Source organism: Janthinobacterium sp. C22 (assembly GCF_057919405.1).
The window spans coordinates 1,368,269-1,383,005 of record NZ_CP193659.1 but is presented as its reverse complement, the minus strand read 5'-3'; the positions used below and the strand labels follow the sequence as shown (position 1 = coordinate 1,383,005).

The following is a 14,737-nucleotide window of genomic DNA, read 5'->3' as shown; positions in this document are numbered from 1 at the left end:
AATTACTTAACGTCCAGCAGTTCCACGTCGAAGATCAGTGCCGAGTTCGGCGGAATGTCGCCATTGCCGGCGCCGCGCGGGCCGTAGGCCAGTTCGCCTGGAATGATCAGGGTGCGCTTGCCGCCCACTTTCATGCCGGCCACGCCCTGGTCCCAGCCCTTGATGACCATGCCCTTGCCCAGCGGGAAGTCGAACGGGCCGCGGCCCACGGAGCTGTCGAACTTCTTGCCGCGCGAATCTTTCGCCAGGGGACGGTACAGCCAGCCCGTGTAATGCACGGTAACGTTGCTGCCGGCGGACGCTTCCTTGCCCGTGCCGACCTTGTTGTCGATCAGAATCAATTTATCGGCGACAGGGCCGGGGCTCAGCGAGACGGCCGAGGCGGGAACAGGCGCTGGCGCCTGTGCCTGCGCCAGCGACGCGGCGACGGAGCAGATCAGGGCAAACAAAACGGAGCTACGCGTCATGATGTATTCTTTCAGTGAGTTTCGGTGAGATCCCTGCCAATGCAAGAGGCAGGGAACGCCAATCATAGCAAACCGCCGCAACGATAGGAAAAACTTGTCGCCCGATACCCATAGCCCCCGCCTGTTTTACGCGTTGTGGCCCGATGCGGCCACGCGCGCGGCGCTGGCCGCCTGGCAGGCGCGCCTGCAAGGCAAGCCCGTGCGCGCGGACAAGCTGCACCTGACCCTGGCCTTCCTGGGCCAGCACCCGGCCAGCGACCTGCCGGCCCTGCTGGCGATCCTGGCACAATTGCCGGCGCACCCCATGCCCTTGCTGTTCGACCACGCCAGCCACTTCACGAAGCTGGCGCTGGCCTGGGCCGCCCTGGCGCAGCCGTCGCCGGCCCTGCTGGACTTGCGCGCGGCCTGCATGCGCGCGCTGGCGCAACAGGGGCTGGCGCCCCGCTTCGAGCACGACCGCTTTACGCCGCACGTGACCCTGGCGCGCCAGGCGCCGCCGCCGGCAAGCCAGGACTTCGCGCCCATCGCCTGGCAGGCGGACGAACTGGTGCTGGTGGAATCGCTGAAAAGCAGCGGCGACTACCGCATCGTGGCGCGCCGCAAACTGGCTTAGGCGGCGTCCGCCACTGGCTCGGCAGCCAGTTTGTCCTGGCGCAAGGTTTTCAGCGCATGGGCGGCCGCCACCATGCCGAAGCTGGCCGTCACCACCACGCTGGAACCGAAGCCGGCGCAATTCAAGCCCGTGACGCCGGCGGGCGTGCTGCCATCGATGGCGCACGCTTCCGCGCTCTCTGGCGTGCTCAACGGCTCCATGGAAAACACGGCGTCGACGTTGAATTTGTTTTTCACGCCACGGGGAAACCATATTCGGTGCGCAACAGTTTGCGCACGCGCTTGAGCAGCGGTTCCTGCTCCGTCTTCGACAGGTCGCGCACGGCGATCAGGGTCGGGTCCGTCTGCCCGCCCGCGCTGCCGATGGTCAGCATGGGGATATTGCGCGCGCGGCAATACGCGATCACGGCCGCCTTGGCCCTGGCATTGTCGATGGCGTCGACCAGGTAGTCGAAATCGCGCCCGCCCAGCAACTGCTCCAGATTATCGGGGGTGATGAAATCCTCGATCTGCGTGACCTGGCAAAACGGGTTGATCAGTTCGATGCGTTCGGCCAGGGCCGTGATCTTGGCCTTGCCGATGGTGTCGCTCATGGCCTGGATCTGGCGATTGATATTCGATTCGGCAACATTATCGAGGTCGATCAGGGTCAGGCGGCCGATGGCGCTGCGCGCCAGCGCTTCGACGATCCAGGAACCGACGCCGCCCACGCCGATCACACACACGTGGGCCGCGCGAAAACGTTCCAGCGCGGGGGCGCCGTACAGGCGGGCAATGCCGCCGAAACGCCGTTCAAAATCGATCTCGGTCAAGTCCATGGAAATTAGTTCATTGGTGGAGGTATGCATGGCGCCATTTTAACGGACACTGCGCTGACAGATATTCTAAAATAGCCGGATTGACACAGCGACAAGCTCCGTTTGTCGCCGCGCCCCCACACCGTTCACCACGAGAACTCGCCATGACCTCTCCCCTGTTCGACTCCGTTCCCGGCTTTGACCAGCCCATTGCCGTGCTCAAGCATTGCCACGACAAGATCCGCAAGCAACTGACGACCCTGCAAAACCTGCTGGCGCATCTGGTGCAGCACGGCAACACGGCGGACGCGCAGCAGGCGGCCAAGGCAGTGTTGCAATATTTCAATCAAGCCGCCCATCTGCACCATGACGATGAGGAGCAGGATCTGATGCCCATGCTGCAGGCCACCGCCACGGGCGAGGACGCGGCCCTGCTGGCGACCCTGGTGCCCGAGATCCTGGCCGACCACCAGCGCATGGACCAGGCCTGGCTGACCCTGCGCCCGGAACTGGACGCCATCGCCGCCGGCACGGGCGTGCAGCTGTCCGCCCATGGCGTGCGCGACTATGTGGCAGCCTACCAGGCCCACATGAGCAAGGAAGAGGGGCAGCTGGCGCCGATGGCCAAGCGCCTGTTCAGCGCGCGGCAGATGGAGCAGTTGGGCACGGCCATGCAGCGCCGCCGCGGCATCGCGCCCGAAGCGCCCGCAGCAGCCCAGCCGGACGCGGCCGCCGTGCTGGCGGCCATGCGCACCGATTACGTGCAGTCCAGCCTGAGCGAGACGGATGTGCTGGCCGATCCCGTCGCCCAGTTCCAGAAATGGTTTGCCGAAGCCGTCAAGGCCCAGGTGCTGGAACCGAACGCCATGAGCTTGTCCACCGTCAGTCCCGAGGGCAAGCCCAGCTCGCGCATCGTGCTGATCAAGCAATTCGACGAGCGTGGCTTTACCTGGTACACGAACTACCACAGCGACAAGGGCCGGCAGCTCGAGCACAATCCGCACGCCGCCCTGCTGTTCTTCTGGGGCGAGCTGGAGCGGCAGGTGCGCATCGAGGGCACGGTGGTGAAAACCACGGCCGCCGAAAGCGATGAATATTTCAATGTGCGCCCCGTGCAAAGCCGCTTGTCAGCGATTGCATCGCAGCAAAGCGCGCCCATCGCCGACCGTGCCGCGCTGGAAAGCAATTACGAGGCCGTGGCCGCCGCCGTCGGCGATGCGCAGCCGCCGCGTCCGGCCCACTGGGGCGGCTACCGCTTGCAGCCGGAACGCATCGAGTTCTGGCAGGGACGCCGTTCGCGCTTCCACGACCGCATCGTGTTTACGCGTGGTGCGGACGGGCAATGGAGCATGCAGCGCTTGCAGCCTTGAGCGCATAGTCAAGGCGGCGCAAAGCAAGCTGGTCAATATAGGTGTAGGCTATGAGGGTAGAAGTTACTAAATGACATTGTTTCTCAATTTGCGGCCGCAACGGCGGCCGCTACATTGGAGGCCATTTTGTTTGTACAAAACCAACTCAAGTCCTGGATCGCCAGCATCCGCAGCAAGACCGCCTTGCCGCTGCGCATAGAATTGTGGAATGGCCAGCATGTCGACCTGTCCAGCGAAACGCCGCGCGTCACCATCCGCCTGCCGACCGTCGCCTCGGCCCGCTATCTGCTGAACCCCTCACTGGCCAACCTGGGCTCGGCCTATGTGGAAGGCAATATCGAAGTCAAGGGCACGGCCCAGGACATGATTTCCATCTGCAATGCCCTGGCGCGCAACACCTTGAAACCGGAAGGCAAGCTGGCCCGCATCGTGCGCAGCTTTACGCACGACAAGAACAAGGATGCCGAAGCCATCCGCTACCACTACGATGTGTCGAATGCCTTCTACGAGCAATTCCTCGACCCCGCCCTCGTGTATTCCTGCGCCTATTTCGAACACGGCGATGAAACCCTGGCGCAGGCGCAAGTCAAGAAGATCGACCATATCCTGAAGAAAATCCAGTTGCAGCCGGGCCAGACCCTGCTCGACATCGGCTGCGGCTGGGGCGCGCTCGTCATGCGTGCTGCACAGCAATATGGCGCCCGCTGCGTGGGCGTGACCCTGTCGGAAAACCAGTACGCGCTGGCGCGCGAGCGCGTGGCGGCGGCCGGCCTGGCGCACCTGATCGATATCCGCCTGCAAGACTACCGCGACGTGACGGGCCAGTTCGACCGCATCACCAGCGTGGGCATGTTCGAACACGTGGGCCTCAAGCATTTGCCCGAGTACTTTTCCATCATCAACAAGCTGCTGGCGCCGGACGGCATGGCGATGAACCACGGCATCACCTCGACGGACCCGGAGAATGGCGAAACGCCGTATGGGGGCGGGGAATTCATCGAAAAATATGTGTTTCCGCACGGCGAGCTGGCGCACATCGGCAATGTGCTCAAGACCATGCAGCAAGGGGGCTGGAAGTGCTGGACGTGGAAAACCTGCGGCGCCACTATGCGCGCACCTGCGCCCTGTGGACGGAGAATTTCGAAGCCAACGCCGAGCAGATCCGTCCGCTGGCGGGCGAGCGGCGCTTCCGCATCTGGCACGTCTACCTGGCCGGCTGCGCCTATGCCTTCGAGCAAGATTTGATCAGCCTGTACCAGATCGTCTGCGTGAAGGCGGGCCGGCGCTCTTCCGCCCTGCCCTGGTCGCGCCACTACATGTATGCGCAGGACGCCAGGCCGGCGCCCCTGCTGGCGACCTGATCCTGATGCGCGCGCGGGGTGCTTACTTCAGGCGCCCCGCGTACATGGCGCGGAACTTCTCCACCTTGGGCACGACGACGAGGGCGCAATACCCCTGCAAGGGATGCTGCTCGACGTAATTCTGGTGGTAATCCTCGGCCGGATAAAAGACCGATGCCGGTTCCAGCTGCGTGACGATCGGCGCATCCCACACGCCGGCCATCTCGGCAAGCACCTTGCGCGCCACGCTTTCCTGTTCGGCCGACTGGTAATAGATGACAGAGCGAAATTGCGTGCCGACATCGTTGCCCTGCCGGTTCAGGGTGGTGGGGTCATGCAAGGTAAAAAGATTTCCAGCAAGTCGTGATAGCTGATGACGGCGGGATCGAATTCCAGCCGCACCACTTCCGCGTGACCCGTCTCGCCCGTACACACCTGTTCATACCTGGGGTTGGGCACGCTCCCGCCCGTATAGCCGGACTCGACGCGCATCACGCCGCGCACTTCCCCGTACACGGCGGCCAGGCACCAGAAACAGCCGCCGCCCAGTACCGCCACTTCCATCTGTTGAGTCATGATGCCCTCCCGCAACGCCTGTGCGACGTATCATTTCATTACTGTAACGCAAAGCGCCATGGCCTGCAGCGCCGCTTGAAACGGCGCGTGGCGCACCGCACATATGGGGCATGCCGGCCACGATTGCGCTGGCATTGCCGATTTTTGGCATAATGTCAGCAAATAGACAGGTCACCCATGAACACACGCTCTCCCCGCGCGCCAGCGCAAGAATTCGATACGACACATTTCCGCCAGGCATTGTCGCAGTTTGCCACCGGCGTGACGGTCATTACGACGCGCCTGGCCGACGGCAGTTTCCGCGGCTTGACGGCCAGCTCCTTCAATTCCGTCTCGCTGTCGCCGCCGCTGGTGCTGTGGAGCCTCGGTTCCGTGGCGAACAGCATGCCCATCTTCAGCGGCAACTCGCACTACGTCATCAATGTGCTGGGCGCCGAGCAGGCGGAACTGGCGCAGCGCTTCGCCCGCCGTACGCCGAATCCCTTCGACGACGTCGAGTATGAGCTGTCGCGCACGGGCCAGCCCATCCTGAAAGGCGCGTCGGCCTGGTTCGAATGCCACAACCGCAGCCGCTATCCCGAAGGCGACCACGTCATTTTCGTGGGCGAAGTGGAACAATGCGCGTTTACGGCGCAAGCGCCCTTGATCTTCCACAATGGACAGTTCAACACACCGCCAGCCTGAGCGGGACAAAAAAATCCGCCGAGGCGGATTTTTTGTTTTACAGGGTAAATTTATACCCGATGCTGACACTCACGGCGAGCGGGTCGAGCTTGATGTCCTGCGTCTGCCCCGTCGAGAATTTCGCCCTGGTTTTCAGGAAGGTCTTGACCACGGCCACGTCGGCAAACCAGCGCTCGTTGAAGGACAGCGTGCTGCCGACCACCAGGCTGCCGGCCAGCTTGTTGTCCATGCGGTAGGTCACGGGCGATCCACCCGGATCCAGCAAGGCCGTCATCTGGCCCGAACCTCTTTCCTTCTGAAAATAAGCATACGTCAAACCCGCGCCCACGTAAGGACGGATCATCGCGTTCGGCTGGAAGAAACGGTACTGGATGAAGGCCGTCGGCGGCAAGGCTTCCGCCGTGCCCAGCTTGCCCGTGCCCTTGATGGAACCATCGCCCATCAGGTCATGCTTGTACGGCACGCCCAGGATCATTTCAGCGGAAATATTGTCCGTGATCATGTAGGCAAAGGTCAGGATGGGCTTGGTATCGGACTTGACGTCGGCCTTCGTGCCCGGCAGTGCCGGCGCGGAAATGTCGCCACTGTCGACGTGGGGCGTGATCTTGTTGACGCCGACCTTGGCCATCCAGGTGCCCGCGCTTTGCGCCGAAGCGCCAGTCGCCATGGCCATCGCGGCGGCGGCGGCCAGCACGCGTACAGCGGTATTCAAACGATTTTTCATCTTGTCTCCTGATCATTATGTGCGGATAGCCGGGCTATCCAGTCTTGTCGCTGCCAGCGCCAGCCACGTCCCCGGGACGCGGCTGGCGCGGCGATTCCTTACAGCCAGCCCCGCACGACCATGTCCTTGGCCACATAACGGGCCAGCAACAGGTTGTTGAACGGCGTAGGGTGCACATCGTCGGCATACGAGTAGTGGCTGACGTCGCCCGCTTTCAGGTTCGTGCCATTGCAGACCAGCGAGCTGCCCAGGATATTGCCTGGTGCGCTCAAGTCGCATGCCGTCTCGCTGACATTCGTCAAGCCATACGGGCCAGGGTTGGTGCCCTGGTCATGGCTGACGGCAAACACGTCGACCAGCAAGACTTTCGCATTGCCGTTCAGGCCGCCGCTCAGTTCGCCATTGAAGGCGCTGACCATGGCATTGATGAGTGCCTTGGTATTGGCATCCTTGCTCAGGCCCGATGGCGTGCCGGCCACGTCAGGCAGATTGTTGACCACCACATAATTGGCGCCCTTGGCGATGATCTGGTCCTTGACCAGCGCCACCAGCTCAGTACCCGCTTGTTTCATGGCGGCAATCAGCAATGGCCCTTGGGCCGCAGCGTAGTCGGCGCCGGCCTTGGCGCCGGCAGCATTGCCGGTAACCGTCGCATCGGCTTGCGCCTTGGTAACCAGCGGGCCATACACGGTGGGCGAGGCAACGGCCGTATTGCCAGCGATGACAGCAGCTTGCACGGCGGCACCGACGATGGTCGCCGACGTGGCGCCAGGCGCCGCGCTGGCCGTCTGGATAGCGGCGCCGATGGAGGCGGCGGCCGTGGTGGGATTGGGCGCGCCGGCGGCCAGGGCCAGGGTCAGGTTGGTGGCAAAAGCCTTGGCGCCCGCATCGGCGCCCGCCTTCGTGCCGGCCGCCGTTGCGCCGGCCTGCAATGCGCCGAGCTGGTACAGCACGTCGTTACCGCCGGCCATCACGAAGACGGCTTCCGTGCCGCTGAACTTGCCGCCGGAAGCGGCCAGGTGGTTCGCGATCTGCGTCACCACAGGCACGGTCAGGGCACCCAGCTCGCTGCCCGTCAGCTTGTTGTTCGGACCGACGGGGTTGGTGACGCGCGAACCGCCCATGGCGTAGCCGTAGCAGCCAGGATGCTTGACGCGCGGCACGGACAAGCCCTTCGCCGCATTGCCTTCCAGGCCGGTCTCGGCGGCGCATGGCGCGGCCAGGCCGAATTGCGCGGCCAGGTGCTCGGTCCAGTTCTTGCCCGTCAGTTCAGGATTGATCTTGGTATTGTCGCCATTGATGGTGAACTTGCCGCCACCTTTCGCCAGCACCGTGCCCACGGCATACGAACCGACATCGGACAGGCTGTCGCCGAACGACACCTGCGCCGTGTATTTGACTTTCAAGGTTTGATCACCGCCACTGGCGCCGCCGCAACCTGCCAGGACAGCCGCAGCCAGCACGGCCAGCGCGAATTTTGTTTGATGCATTTTGTCTCCTCGGTCTTTTTTCTGGTTTCTAAACGAACGGGCGTGCTATTCGCTACCCAACTAATATGCCATCGTTCCTCAGGCTTGTATAGAAAATATGTTTTAAAAATCAACGAAATAACAACACCGCCAGCGCCCCGTCATGACGGGGCGATCCGCTGAATTATGGAGGATTTAATATGTTTCGTGGCAAGCATCTCTATTGCGCTGCATCAAGAAAAAGCCCCTTGCGGGACTTTTTATGAGACGGATAGAAATTGCTGCAAGATACCACTTGAGCCGAACGCGGCACGCCGCAAACGGTCGTTCACGCCCAGCCAGGCGGGGCCGGTGGGCGGTGCTTCGACGAGTATCAGCTCGGCGCCGACCTGGTCCATCGTGCGCAGCGAGGCATACAGCGCATGCGCGTAATTTTCCGGGCTGGCCGCCAGGCGCACGCTGGCGCTGGCCGGCGGCAGATCCGAGTAGTGGATCAGGGCCACGCGGCGCCCGTCGTTGAGCAGGCGGTTCAAGGTGGCGCGCACGTCGTCGCTGTGCTGCATCGCAACAGGCGTATGTGGCGCGTAGTGCGATTCCAGGGTACCCGAGGCGCGTGGCGCGGCCGCGTCGGCAACAGCCGGCGCGCGGCCGATGACGGCGGCGATCTGCTCGCTGCTGATATGGCCGGGACGTAACAGCACGGGACCGTGCGTGGCCAGGCGCGACAGGTCGACGATGGTCGACTCGATGCCCACGTCACTCTGCCCGCCGTCGAGGACCAGGCCCAGCAAGCCGCTGTCGAGTTCCGCCGCGAATTCATCGCGCACGTGCTGCGCCGTGGTGGGGCTGACATTGCCGAACTTGTTTGCCGACGGCGCCGCCAGGCCGCCCTTGCCGCCCTTGAACGTGCGTAGCAAGGCGATAGCCACCGGATGCGACGGGCAGCGCAAGCCCACCGTATCCTGGCCGCCGGAAACGGCGTCGGGGATATGCGCGGCGCGCTTGACGATCAGGGTCAGCGGACCGGGCCAGAAGGCGGCCACCAGCTGCCGTGCTTCCTCGGGGATGTCGTCGGACCAGTGCGCCAAGTCGGCGCCGGGCGCCACGTGGACGATCACGGGATGGTCCGATGGACGACCCTTGGCCTCATAGATGCGCGCCACGGCGGCCGGGTTTTCCGCATCGGCACCCAGGCCGTACACCGTTTCTGTGGGGAAAGCGACGAGGCCGCCCGCCTCCAGCACGGCGGCGGCCGCCGCCAGATCTTGTGCGGGCACGCTCACGGCGCGATTCCCAGGATCAGACAAGCGTCGCGCAGGCGCTGCTGCGCCTCCGGCAAGCTGGCCGCGATGAAGGTCAAATGGCCCATCTTGCGGCCACGGCGCGGATCGTCCTTGCCGTACAGGTGCAGGCACGCGCCCGGCAGGGCCAGGATGCGGTCCCAGGCCGGTTCGCAGGCGACATCGCTGCCGTCGGCAAACCAGGCGTCGCCGAGGAGGTTGAGCATCACGGCCGGCGAATGCTGACGCACGTCGCCCAAGGGCAGGCGCGCCATGGCCCGCACCTGCTGCGCGAACTGGCTGGTGACGCAGGCATCCATCGTGTAGTGGCCGCTGTTGTGCGGCCGGGGCGCCATTTCGTTGACCACCAGGCTGCCGTCGGTGAGCACGAAAAATTCGATGCACAGCACGCCGACATAGCCGAGTTCGGCAACCATGGCCTGCGCCGCCCGCTGCGCCCTGGCGGCGCTCTCGTCCGACACGTTCGGGCCCGGCACCGTGGTGGTAAACAAGACGCCGTCGCGGTGCACGTTTTCGGCGATCGGATACACGACCGAGGCGCCGTCCACGCCGCGCGCCGTCAGCACCGACACTTCATAGGCCAGCGGCAGCATCTTTTCCAGCAAGCAAGTTACCTCGCCCATTTCCGCGAACGCGGCGCGCACCTCGTCGCGCGTGCGCACGCGGTACTGGCCCTTGCCGTCATAGCCCATGCGCACGGTTTTCAGGATGCCTGGCAGCAAGTCGTCGGCGATGTTGTCGATATCGTCCTGCGTGGCAATCACCATGTGCGGCGCCGGCAGCACGCCGGATTTGCTTGCACAGTCGACAAAGAAACGCTTTTCCGCGATGCGGTCCTGCGCCACCGACACGCCGTGGGCGTTGGGGGCGACAAACACGCGTTCGGCCAGGCGCGACAGGCTGTCGGCCGGCACGTTCTCGAATTCCGTGGTGACGGCCAGGCATTGCGCGGCCAGGGCGTCGAGCCCGGCTGCATCGCCGTAGCCGGCATGGACCAGGCGCTGCGCCACCTGCCCCGCAGGGCAGGCGTCGGACGGTTCCAGCACAGCCACCTGGTAGCCCATGCTCTGGGCGGCCTGGGCAAACATGCGGCCGAGCTGGCCGCCGCCCATCACGCCCAGCCACGCCGGTGGGTTGGCGGCGGGCAGCAATGGGGAAGTCGATTTACTATTCATTATTTTTCAAACACATTATTCAGGCAAGACCATGGCCTTGGCGGCGGCCGTTTGCGTGGCGCGGAAGGCTTCCAGGCGGTCGGCCAGGGCGTCGTCGTTGGCGGCAAGCATCGCCACCGCCGTCAGCGCAGCATTCGCCGCGCCCGCTTCGCCGATGGCGAAGGTGGCCACGGGCACGCCCTTGGGCATTTGCAGGATCGACAGCATGGAATCTTCGCCGCGCAGGTATTTCGATGGCACGGGCACGCCCAGCACGGGCACGATGGTCATCGCCGCCACCATGCCAGGCAGGTGGGCGGCGCCGCCGGCGCCGGCGATGATGGCGCGCAAGCCGCGCGCGCGCGCTTTTCGCGTACGCATACATCTCGTCGGGCATGCGGTGCGCGGAAATGACCTGCGCTTCGTATGGCACGCCAAACTGTTTCAGCATTGCAACAGCATTCTGCATCACGTCCCAATCCGAGGACGAGCCCATGATGACGCCGACCAGCGGCTTATTCTGCTCAGTCATCTCAGGCCTTCAGCTTCTCGCCCGTCAGGCGTTCGATGGCTTCGAAGTACTTGGCCTGGGTTTTTTCGATGACATCGGCCGGCAGCGCGGGCGCCGGTGCGGTCTTGCCCCAGGTCAGCGTTTCCAGGTAGTCGCGCACAAACTGCTTGTCGAACGAGGGCGGCGAAATGCCGGGCTGGTAGGAATCGGCGGGCCAGAAGCGCGAGGAGTCGGCCGTCAGCACTTCATCCATCAGATGCATGACGCCATTGTCGTCCAGGCCGAATTCAAACTTGGTGTCGGCGATGATGATGCCGCGCGTGGCCGCGTACTCGGCGGCCGTCTTGTACAGGGCAATGGCGACGTCGCGCATCTTGGCGGCCAGGTCGGCGCCGATGCGCTCTTCCATTTCAGCAAAGCTGATGTTTTCGTCATGCTCGCCCAGCTCGGCCTTGGCCGCCGGGGTGAAGATCGGTTCCGGCAGCTTTTCCGCCTGTTGCAGGCCCGCCGGCAGCGCGATGCCGCAGATGCTGCCCGTGTCCTGGTAATCTTTCCAGCCCGAACCGATGATGTAGCCGCGCACGACTGCCTCGACCATGATCGGCTTCAAGCGCTTGGCCACCACGGCGCGGCCCTTGACTTGCTCCACTTCCTCGGGCGCCACCACGGATTCCGGCGCCACGCCGGTCAGGTGGTTCGGCACGATATGGCCCAGTTTCTCGAACCAGAAGTCGCTCATCTGGTTGAGGACCTTGCCCTTGCCGGGGATAGGCTCGTTCATGACGACATCGAAGGCCGACAGGCGGTCCGTGGTGACGATCAGGATCTTGTCGTCGCCAACGGCGTAGTTGTCGCGGACCTTGCCGTGGCCCAGCAATGGCAGGGAGTGGATGGAAGTCTGATAGAGGCTGTTCATAGCGGGGGAATAGTTGGATGAAACGAAACCGGCAGGCAGGGAAGGCGCCCGCCGGTCGAGAAAATCGGGCACGGAGCATTGCTTCCGGCCCGTTCCAGACAGAATTTTACTTCACAATTTGCGACAGCTCGCCGGCCTTGTAGCGCTCGGCCATTTTTTCCAGTGGCATGGCCTTGATTTTCGACGCCTGGCCTTCGCAGCCGAATGCCTGCATGCGGGCGCGCACGATTTGCTCTGCAGCAAGACGGGCTGGCTTCAGGTAGTCGCGCGGGTCGAATTTCGATGGGTTTTCAAACAGGTACTTGCGGATCGCGGCCGTCATCGCCAGGCGGATGTCGGTGTCGATGTTGATCTTGCGCACGCCGTGACGGATGCCTTCCTGGATTTCTTCCACTGGCACGCCGTAGGTTTCCTTCATGTCGCCGCCGAATTCGCGGATGATGGCCAGCAATTCCTGCGGCACCGACGAGGAACCATGCATCACCAGATGGGTGTTCGGGATGCGCGCGTGGATTTCCTTGATGCGGTCGATGGCCAGGATGTCGCCCGTCGGCTTGCGCGTGAATTTGTAGGCGCCGTGCGAGGTGCCGATGGCGATGGCCAGGGCGTCGCACTGGGTACGCTGCACGAAGTCGGCCGCTTGCGCCACGTCCGTCAGCAGTTGCTCGCGCGTCATGGTGCCGTCGGCGCCGTGGCCGTCTTCCTTGTCGCCCTTCATGGTTTCCAGCGAACCGAGCACGCCCAGTTCCGCTTCCACCGTCACGCCGATGGCGTGCGAGAATTTCACCACTTCACGCGATACTTCCACGTTGTATTCGTAGGAGGCGACCGACTTGCCGTCCGCTTCCAGCGAACCGTCCATCATCACGGAAGTAAAACCCGAGCGGATGGCGGCCATGCAGACGGCTGGCGACTGGCCGTGATCCTGGTGCATGACGACGGGAATGTGCGGATACGCTTCGACGGCGGCGTCGATCAGGTGGCGCAGGAAGGCTTCACCGGCGTACTTGCGCGCGCCGGCGGACGCCTGCATGATCACCGGCGAGTTCAAGGCATCGGCGGCGGCCATGATGGCTTGCACTTGTTCCAGGTTGTTGACGTTGAAAGCAGGAATGCCATAACCGTTTTCGGCGGCATGGTCCAGCAGTTGACGCATGGATACGAGAGACATGGTAATACTCCAGATAACAATAGAAACCATTGCGGCGCTTCGCGGTTCATGACCGCGGCGGCGCCTGAATTCTTTACCTCAGATCAGCACGGCATCGAGGTCGCCAACCTTGACGATTTTCAATGCATTCGTGCCACCCACCTGGCCCATCGGCTCGCCCCAGGTGACGACGATCATGTCGCCCTTCCTGACGATGCCCTGTTCCACGAGTAAATCTTCCGCCAGCTTCAGCACTTGCGCGCTGGGAGCGTTCTGCATCAGATGATACGCCCGAACATTGCGGTACAGCGCGGCTTTGCGCAAAGTCGTGACGCTGGGCGTGAGCGCGTAGATCGGCGTGTCGATGCTGTGGCGGCTCATCCACAAGGCGGTGGAACCGGATTCCGTCAGCGCCACGATGGCTTTTACGCGCAGGTGATGGGCTGTAAACAGGGCGCCGTAGGCGATCGACTGGTCGATGCGGGTAAACGTGACGTTGAGGAAATCGGCATCGAGCTTGTTGTATTCGGACTGTTCCGCTTCCACGCAGATGGCAGCCATCATTTCCACCGTCTCGATCGGGTACTTTCCCGAGGCCGTTTCCGCCGACGTCATGACGGCGTCCGTGCCGTCGAGCACGGCATTTGCCACGTCGGACACTTCCGCGCGCGTCGGCACGGCGTTGACGATCATCGATTCCATCATCTGCGTGGCCGTGATGGCTAATTTGTTCGACGCGCGCGCCATCTTGATCATGCGCTTCTGCAGGGCCGGCACGGCCGCATTGCCCACTTCCACGGCCAGGTCGCCACGGGCCACCATGATGCCGTCGGAGGCGTCAAGAATCTCTTGCAACGCAGGAATGGCTTCCGCCCGCTCGATCTTGGCGATCATCATCGGCTTGTGGTGGTACGGTTCGCCGGCGATATTGGCCAGCTGGCGCGCCATTTCCATGTCGGTCGCGCATTTCGGGAAGGAAATGGCCAGATAGTCGGCCTGGAAACTCATAGCCGTCTTGATATCTTCCATATCCTTGGCCGTCAGCGCGGGCGCGGACAGGCCGCCGCCCTGGCGGTTGATGCCCTTGTTGTTCGACAACTCGCCGCCGATTTTCACGGTGGTGTGGATTTCGCTGCCGTGGATGCGCTCGACGATCAGCACGATGAGGCCGTCGTTCAGCAGCAGCACGTCGCCCTTGTGCAGGTCGCGCGGCAGGGCCTTGTAGTCGAGGCCGACCCGTTCCTGGTTGCCCAGCTCGCCGTTTTCTCCCCACTTGGCGTCGAGGATGAAGCGCTCGCCCGCTTCCAGCTGGATGCGGGTGTTTTCAAACTTGCCGACACGAATCTTCGGCCCTTGCATATCGGCCATGATGGCCACTTCGCGGCCGCACTCGGCCGCCGCCAGGCGCACCAGCGCGGCGCGGTCGATATGGTCCTGCGCCTTGCCGTGGGAAAAATTCAAGCGCACCACATCGACGCCCGCACGTATCATTTTGACCAGGATATCGAAGTCGGTGGAGGCGGGGCCGATTGTTGCTACGATTTTTGTACCACGTGGCATAGGAATCCTTGTGCGCGAGCGAAGGTGAGCAAGGCCGGTTTGAGACAGCAGCCGGCAAGGTAAAAGCGCAGCGGTCAGGCTGCGCTTGGTGGCACTACAGTCAGGC

General features: G+C 63.4%; 11 protein-coding genes and 4 pseudogenes. 4 read left to right on the top strand and 11 right to left on the bottom strand.

The annotated features are described in order from the left end of the window. Window positions 1–2 precede the first annotated feature (2 nt). The gene (locus ACRHIG_RS06345) at window positions 3–467 is read right to left on the bottom strand and encodes an FKBP-type peptidyl-prolyl cis-trans isomerase (RefSeq protein ID WP_034780576.1); all 465 of its coding nucleotides are present in this window, start codon (window positions 465–467) and stop codon (window positions 3–5) included. Between the two features lie 94 nt (window positions 468–561). Between ACRHIG_RS06345 and thpR the strand changes: the two genes are divergently transcribed. After that, window positions 562–1,080, top strand: a complete 519-nt coding sequence (thpR, locus tag ACRHIG_RS06340; protein WP_489629676.1) for an RNA 2',3'-cyclic phosphodiesterase — start codon at window positions 562–564, stop codon at window positions 1,078–1,080. Here the strand turns inward: thpR and tcdA are convergent. Beyond that, a pseudogene (tcdA, locus tag ACRHIG_RS06335) lies at window positions 1,077–1,897 on the bottom strand (tRNA cyclic N6-threonylcarbamoyladenosine(37) synthase TcdA). The gene thpR and the pseudogene tcdA overlap by 4 nt on opposite strands. A gap of 143 nt (window positions 1,898–2,040) precedes the next feature. On the opposite strand from tcdA, the gene pdxH reads away from it, so the two are divergent. Together pdxH and ACRHIG_RS06325 are read left to right on the top strand one after the other, a co-directional pair. Then, window positions 2,041–3,246 carry a pyridoxamine 5'-phosphate oxidase gene (pdxH, locus tag ACRHIG_RS06330; protein WP_489629675.1) on the top strand — a complete coding sequence of 402 codons (1,206 nt, stop codon included), beginning with the start codon at window positions 2,041–2,043 and terminating at the stop codon, window positions 3,244–3,246. 114 nt (window positions 3,247–3,360) lie between these two features. Beyond that, window positions 3,361–4,448 (top strand): annotated as a pseudogene (locus ACRHIG_RS06325) (class I SAM-dependent methyltransferase); the annotation flags it as partial. A 181-nt stretch (window positions 4,449–4,629) separates the two neighbouring features. Here the strand turns inward: ACRHIG_RS06325 and msrA are convergent. Continuing rightward, window positions 4,630–5,150, bottom strand: a pseudogene (gene msrA / locus ACRHIG_RS06320) (peptide-methionine (S)-S-oxide reductase MsrA). A gap of 189 nt (window positions 5,151–5,339) precedes the next feature. On the opposite strand from msrA, the gene ACRHIG_RS06315 reads away from it, so the two are divergent. Next, window positions 5,340–5,846 carry a flavin reductase family protein gene (locus tag ACRHIG_RS06315; RefSeq protein WP_475417894.1) on the top strand — a complete coding sequence of 169 codons (507 nt, stop codon included), beginning with the start codon at window positions 5,340–5,342 and terminating at the stop codon, window positions 5,844–5,846. A 37-nt stretch (window positions 5,847–5,883) separates the two neighbouring features. On the opposite strand, the gene ACRHIG_RS06310 is transcribed toward ACRHIG_RS06315, so the two are convergent. The 8 genes and pseudogenes from ACRHIG_RS06310 to pyk all read right to left on the bottom strand — a co-directional run bounded on the left by ACRHIG_RS06310 (window position 5,884) and on the right by pyk (window position 14,631). Beyond that, on the bottom strand, window positions 5,884–6,570 hold the full coding sequence (locus tag ACRHIG_RS06310; RefSeq protein ID WP_489629674.1) for an OmpW/AlkL family protein: 687 nt from the start codon (window positions 6,568–6,570) through the stop codon (window positions 5,884–5,886). A gap of 98 nt (window positions 6,571–6,668) precedes the next feature. Beyond that, window positions 6,669–8,060, bottom strand: a complete 1,392-nt coding sequence (locus ACRHIG_RS06305; protein ID WP_475417896.1) for an SGNH/GDSL hydrolase family protein — start codon at window positions 8,058–8,060, stop codon at window positions 6,669–6,671. A 239-nt stretch (window positions 8,061–8,299) separates the two neighbouring features. Continuing rightward, window positions 8,300–9,322 carry an L-threonylcarbamoyladenylate synthase gene (locus tag ACRHIG_RS06300; RefSeq protein ID WP_489629673.1) on the bottom strand — a complete coding sequence of 341 codons (1,023 nt, stop codon included), beginning with the start codon at window positions 9,320–9,322 and terminating at the stop codon, window positions 8,300–8,302. Next, window positions 9,319–10,515 carry a 5-(carboxyamino)imidazole ribonucleotide synthase gene (locus ACRHIG_RS06295; RefSeq protein ID WP_489629672.1) on the bottom strand — a complete coding sequence of 399 codons (1,197 nt, stop codon included), beginning with the start codon at window positions 10,513–10,515 and terminating at the stop codon, window positions 9,319–9,321. Before ACRHIG_RS06295 ends, ACRHIG_RS06300 begins: the two co-directional genes overlap by 4 nt. A 15-nt stretch (window positions 10,516–10,530) precedes the next feature. Further along, window positions 10,531–11,026 (bottom strand): annotated as a pseudogene (gene purE, locus ACRHIG_RS06290) (5-(carboxyamino)imidazole ribonucleotide mutase). 1 nt (window position 11,027) lies between these two features. Beyond that, window positions 11,028–11,921, bottom strand: coding sequence for a phosphoribosylaminoimidazolesuccinocarboxamide synthase (locus tag ACRHIG_RS06285; protein WP_034780603.1), 894 nt, complete (start codon window positions 11,919–11,921; stop codon window positions 11,028–11,030). Between the two features lie 106 nt (window positions 11,922–12,027). Then, a complete protein-coding gene (fba, locus tag ACRHIG_RS06280; protein ID WP_034746119.1) occupies window positions 12,028–13,092 on the bottom strand; it encodes a class II fructose-bisphosphate aldolase in 1,065 nt (354 codons plus the stop codon). Window positions 13,093–13,170: 78 nt separating this feature from the next. Continuing rightward, complete coding sequence (pyk, locus tag ACRHIG_RS06275; RefSeq protein WP_475417901.1) at window positions 13,171–14,631, bottom strand: pyruvate kinase; 1,461 nt, start codon at window positions 14,629–14,631, stop codon at window positions 13,171–13,173. Window positions 14,632–14,737: the final 106 nt, after the last annotated feature.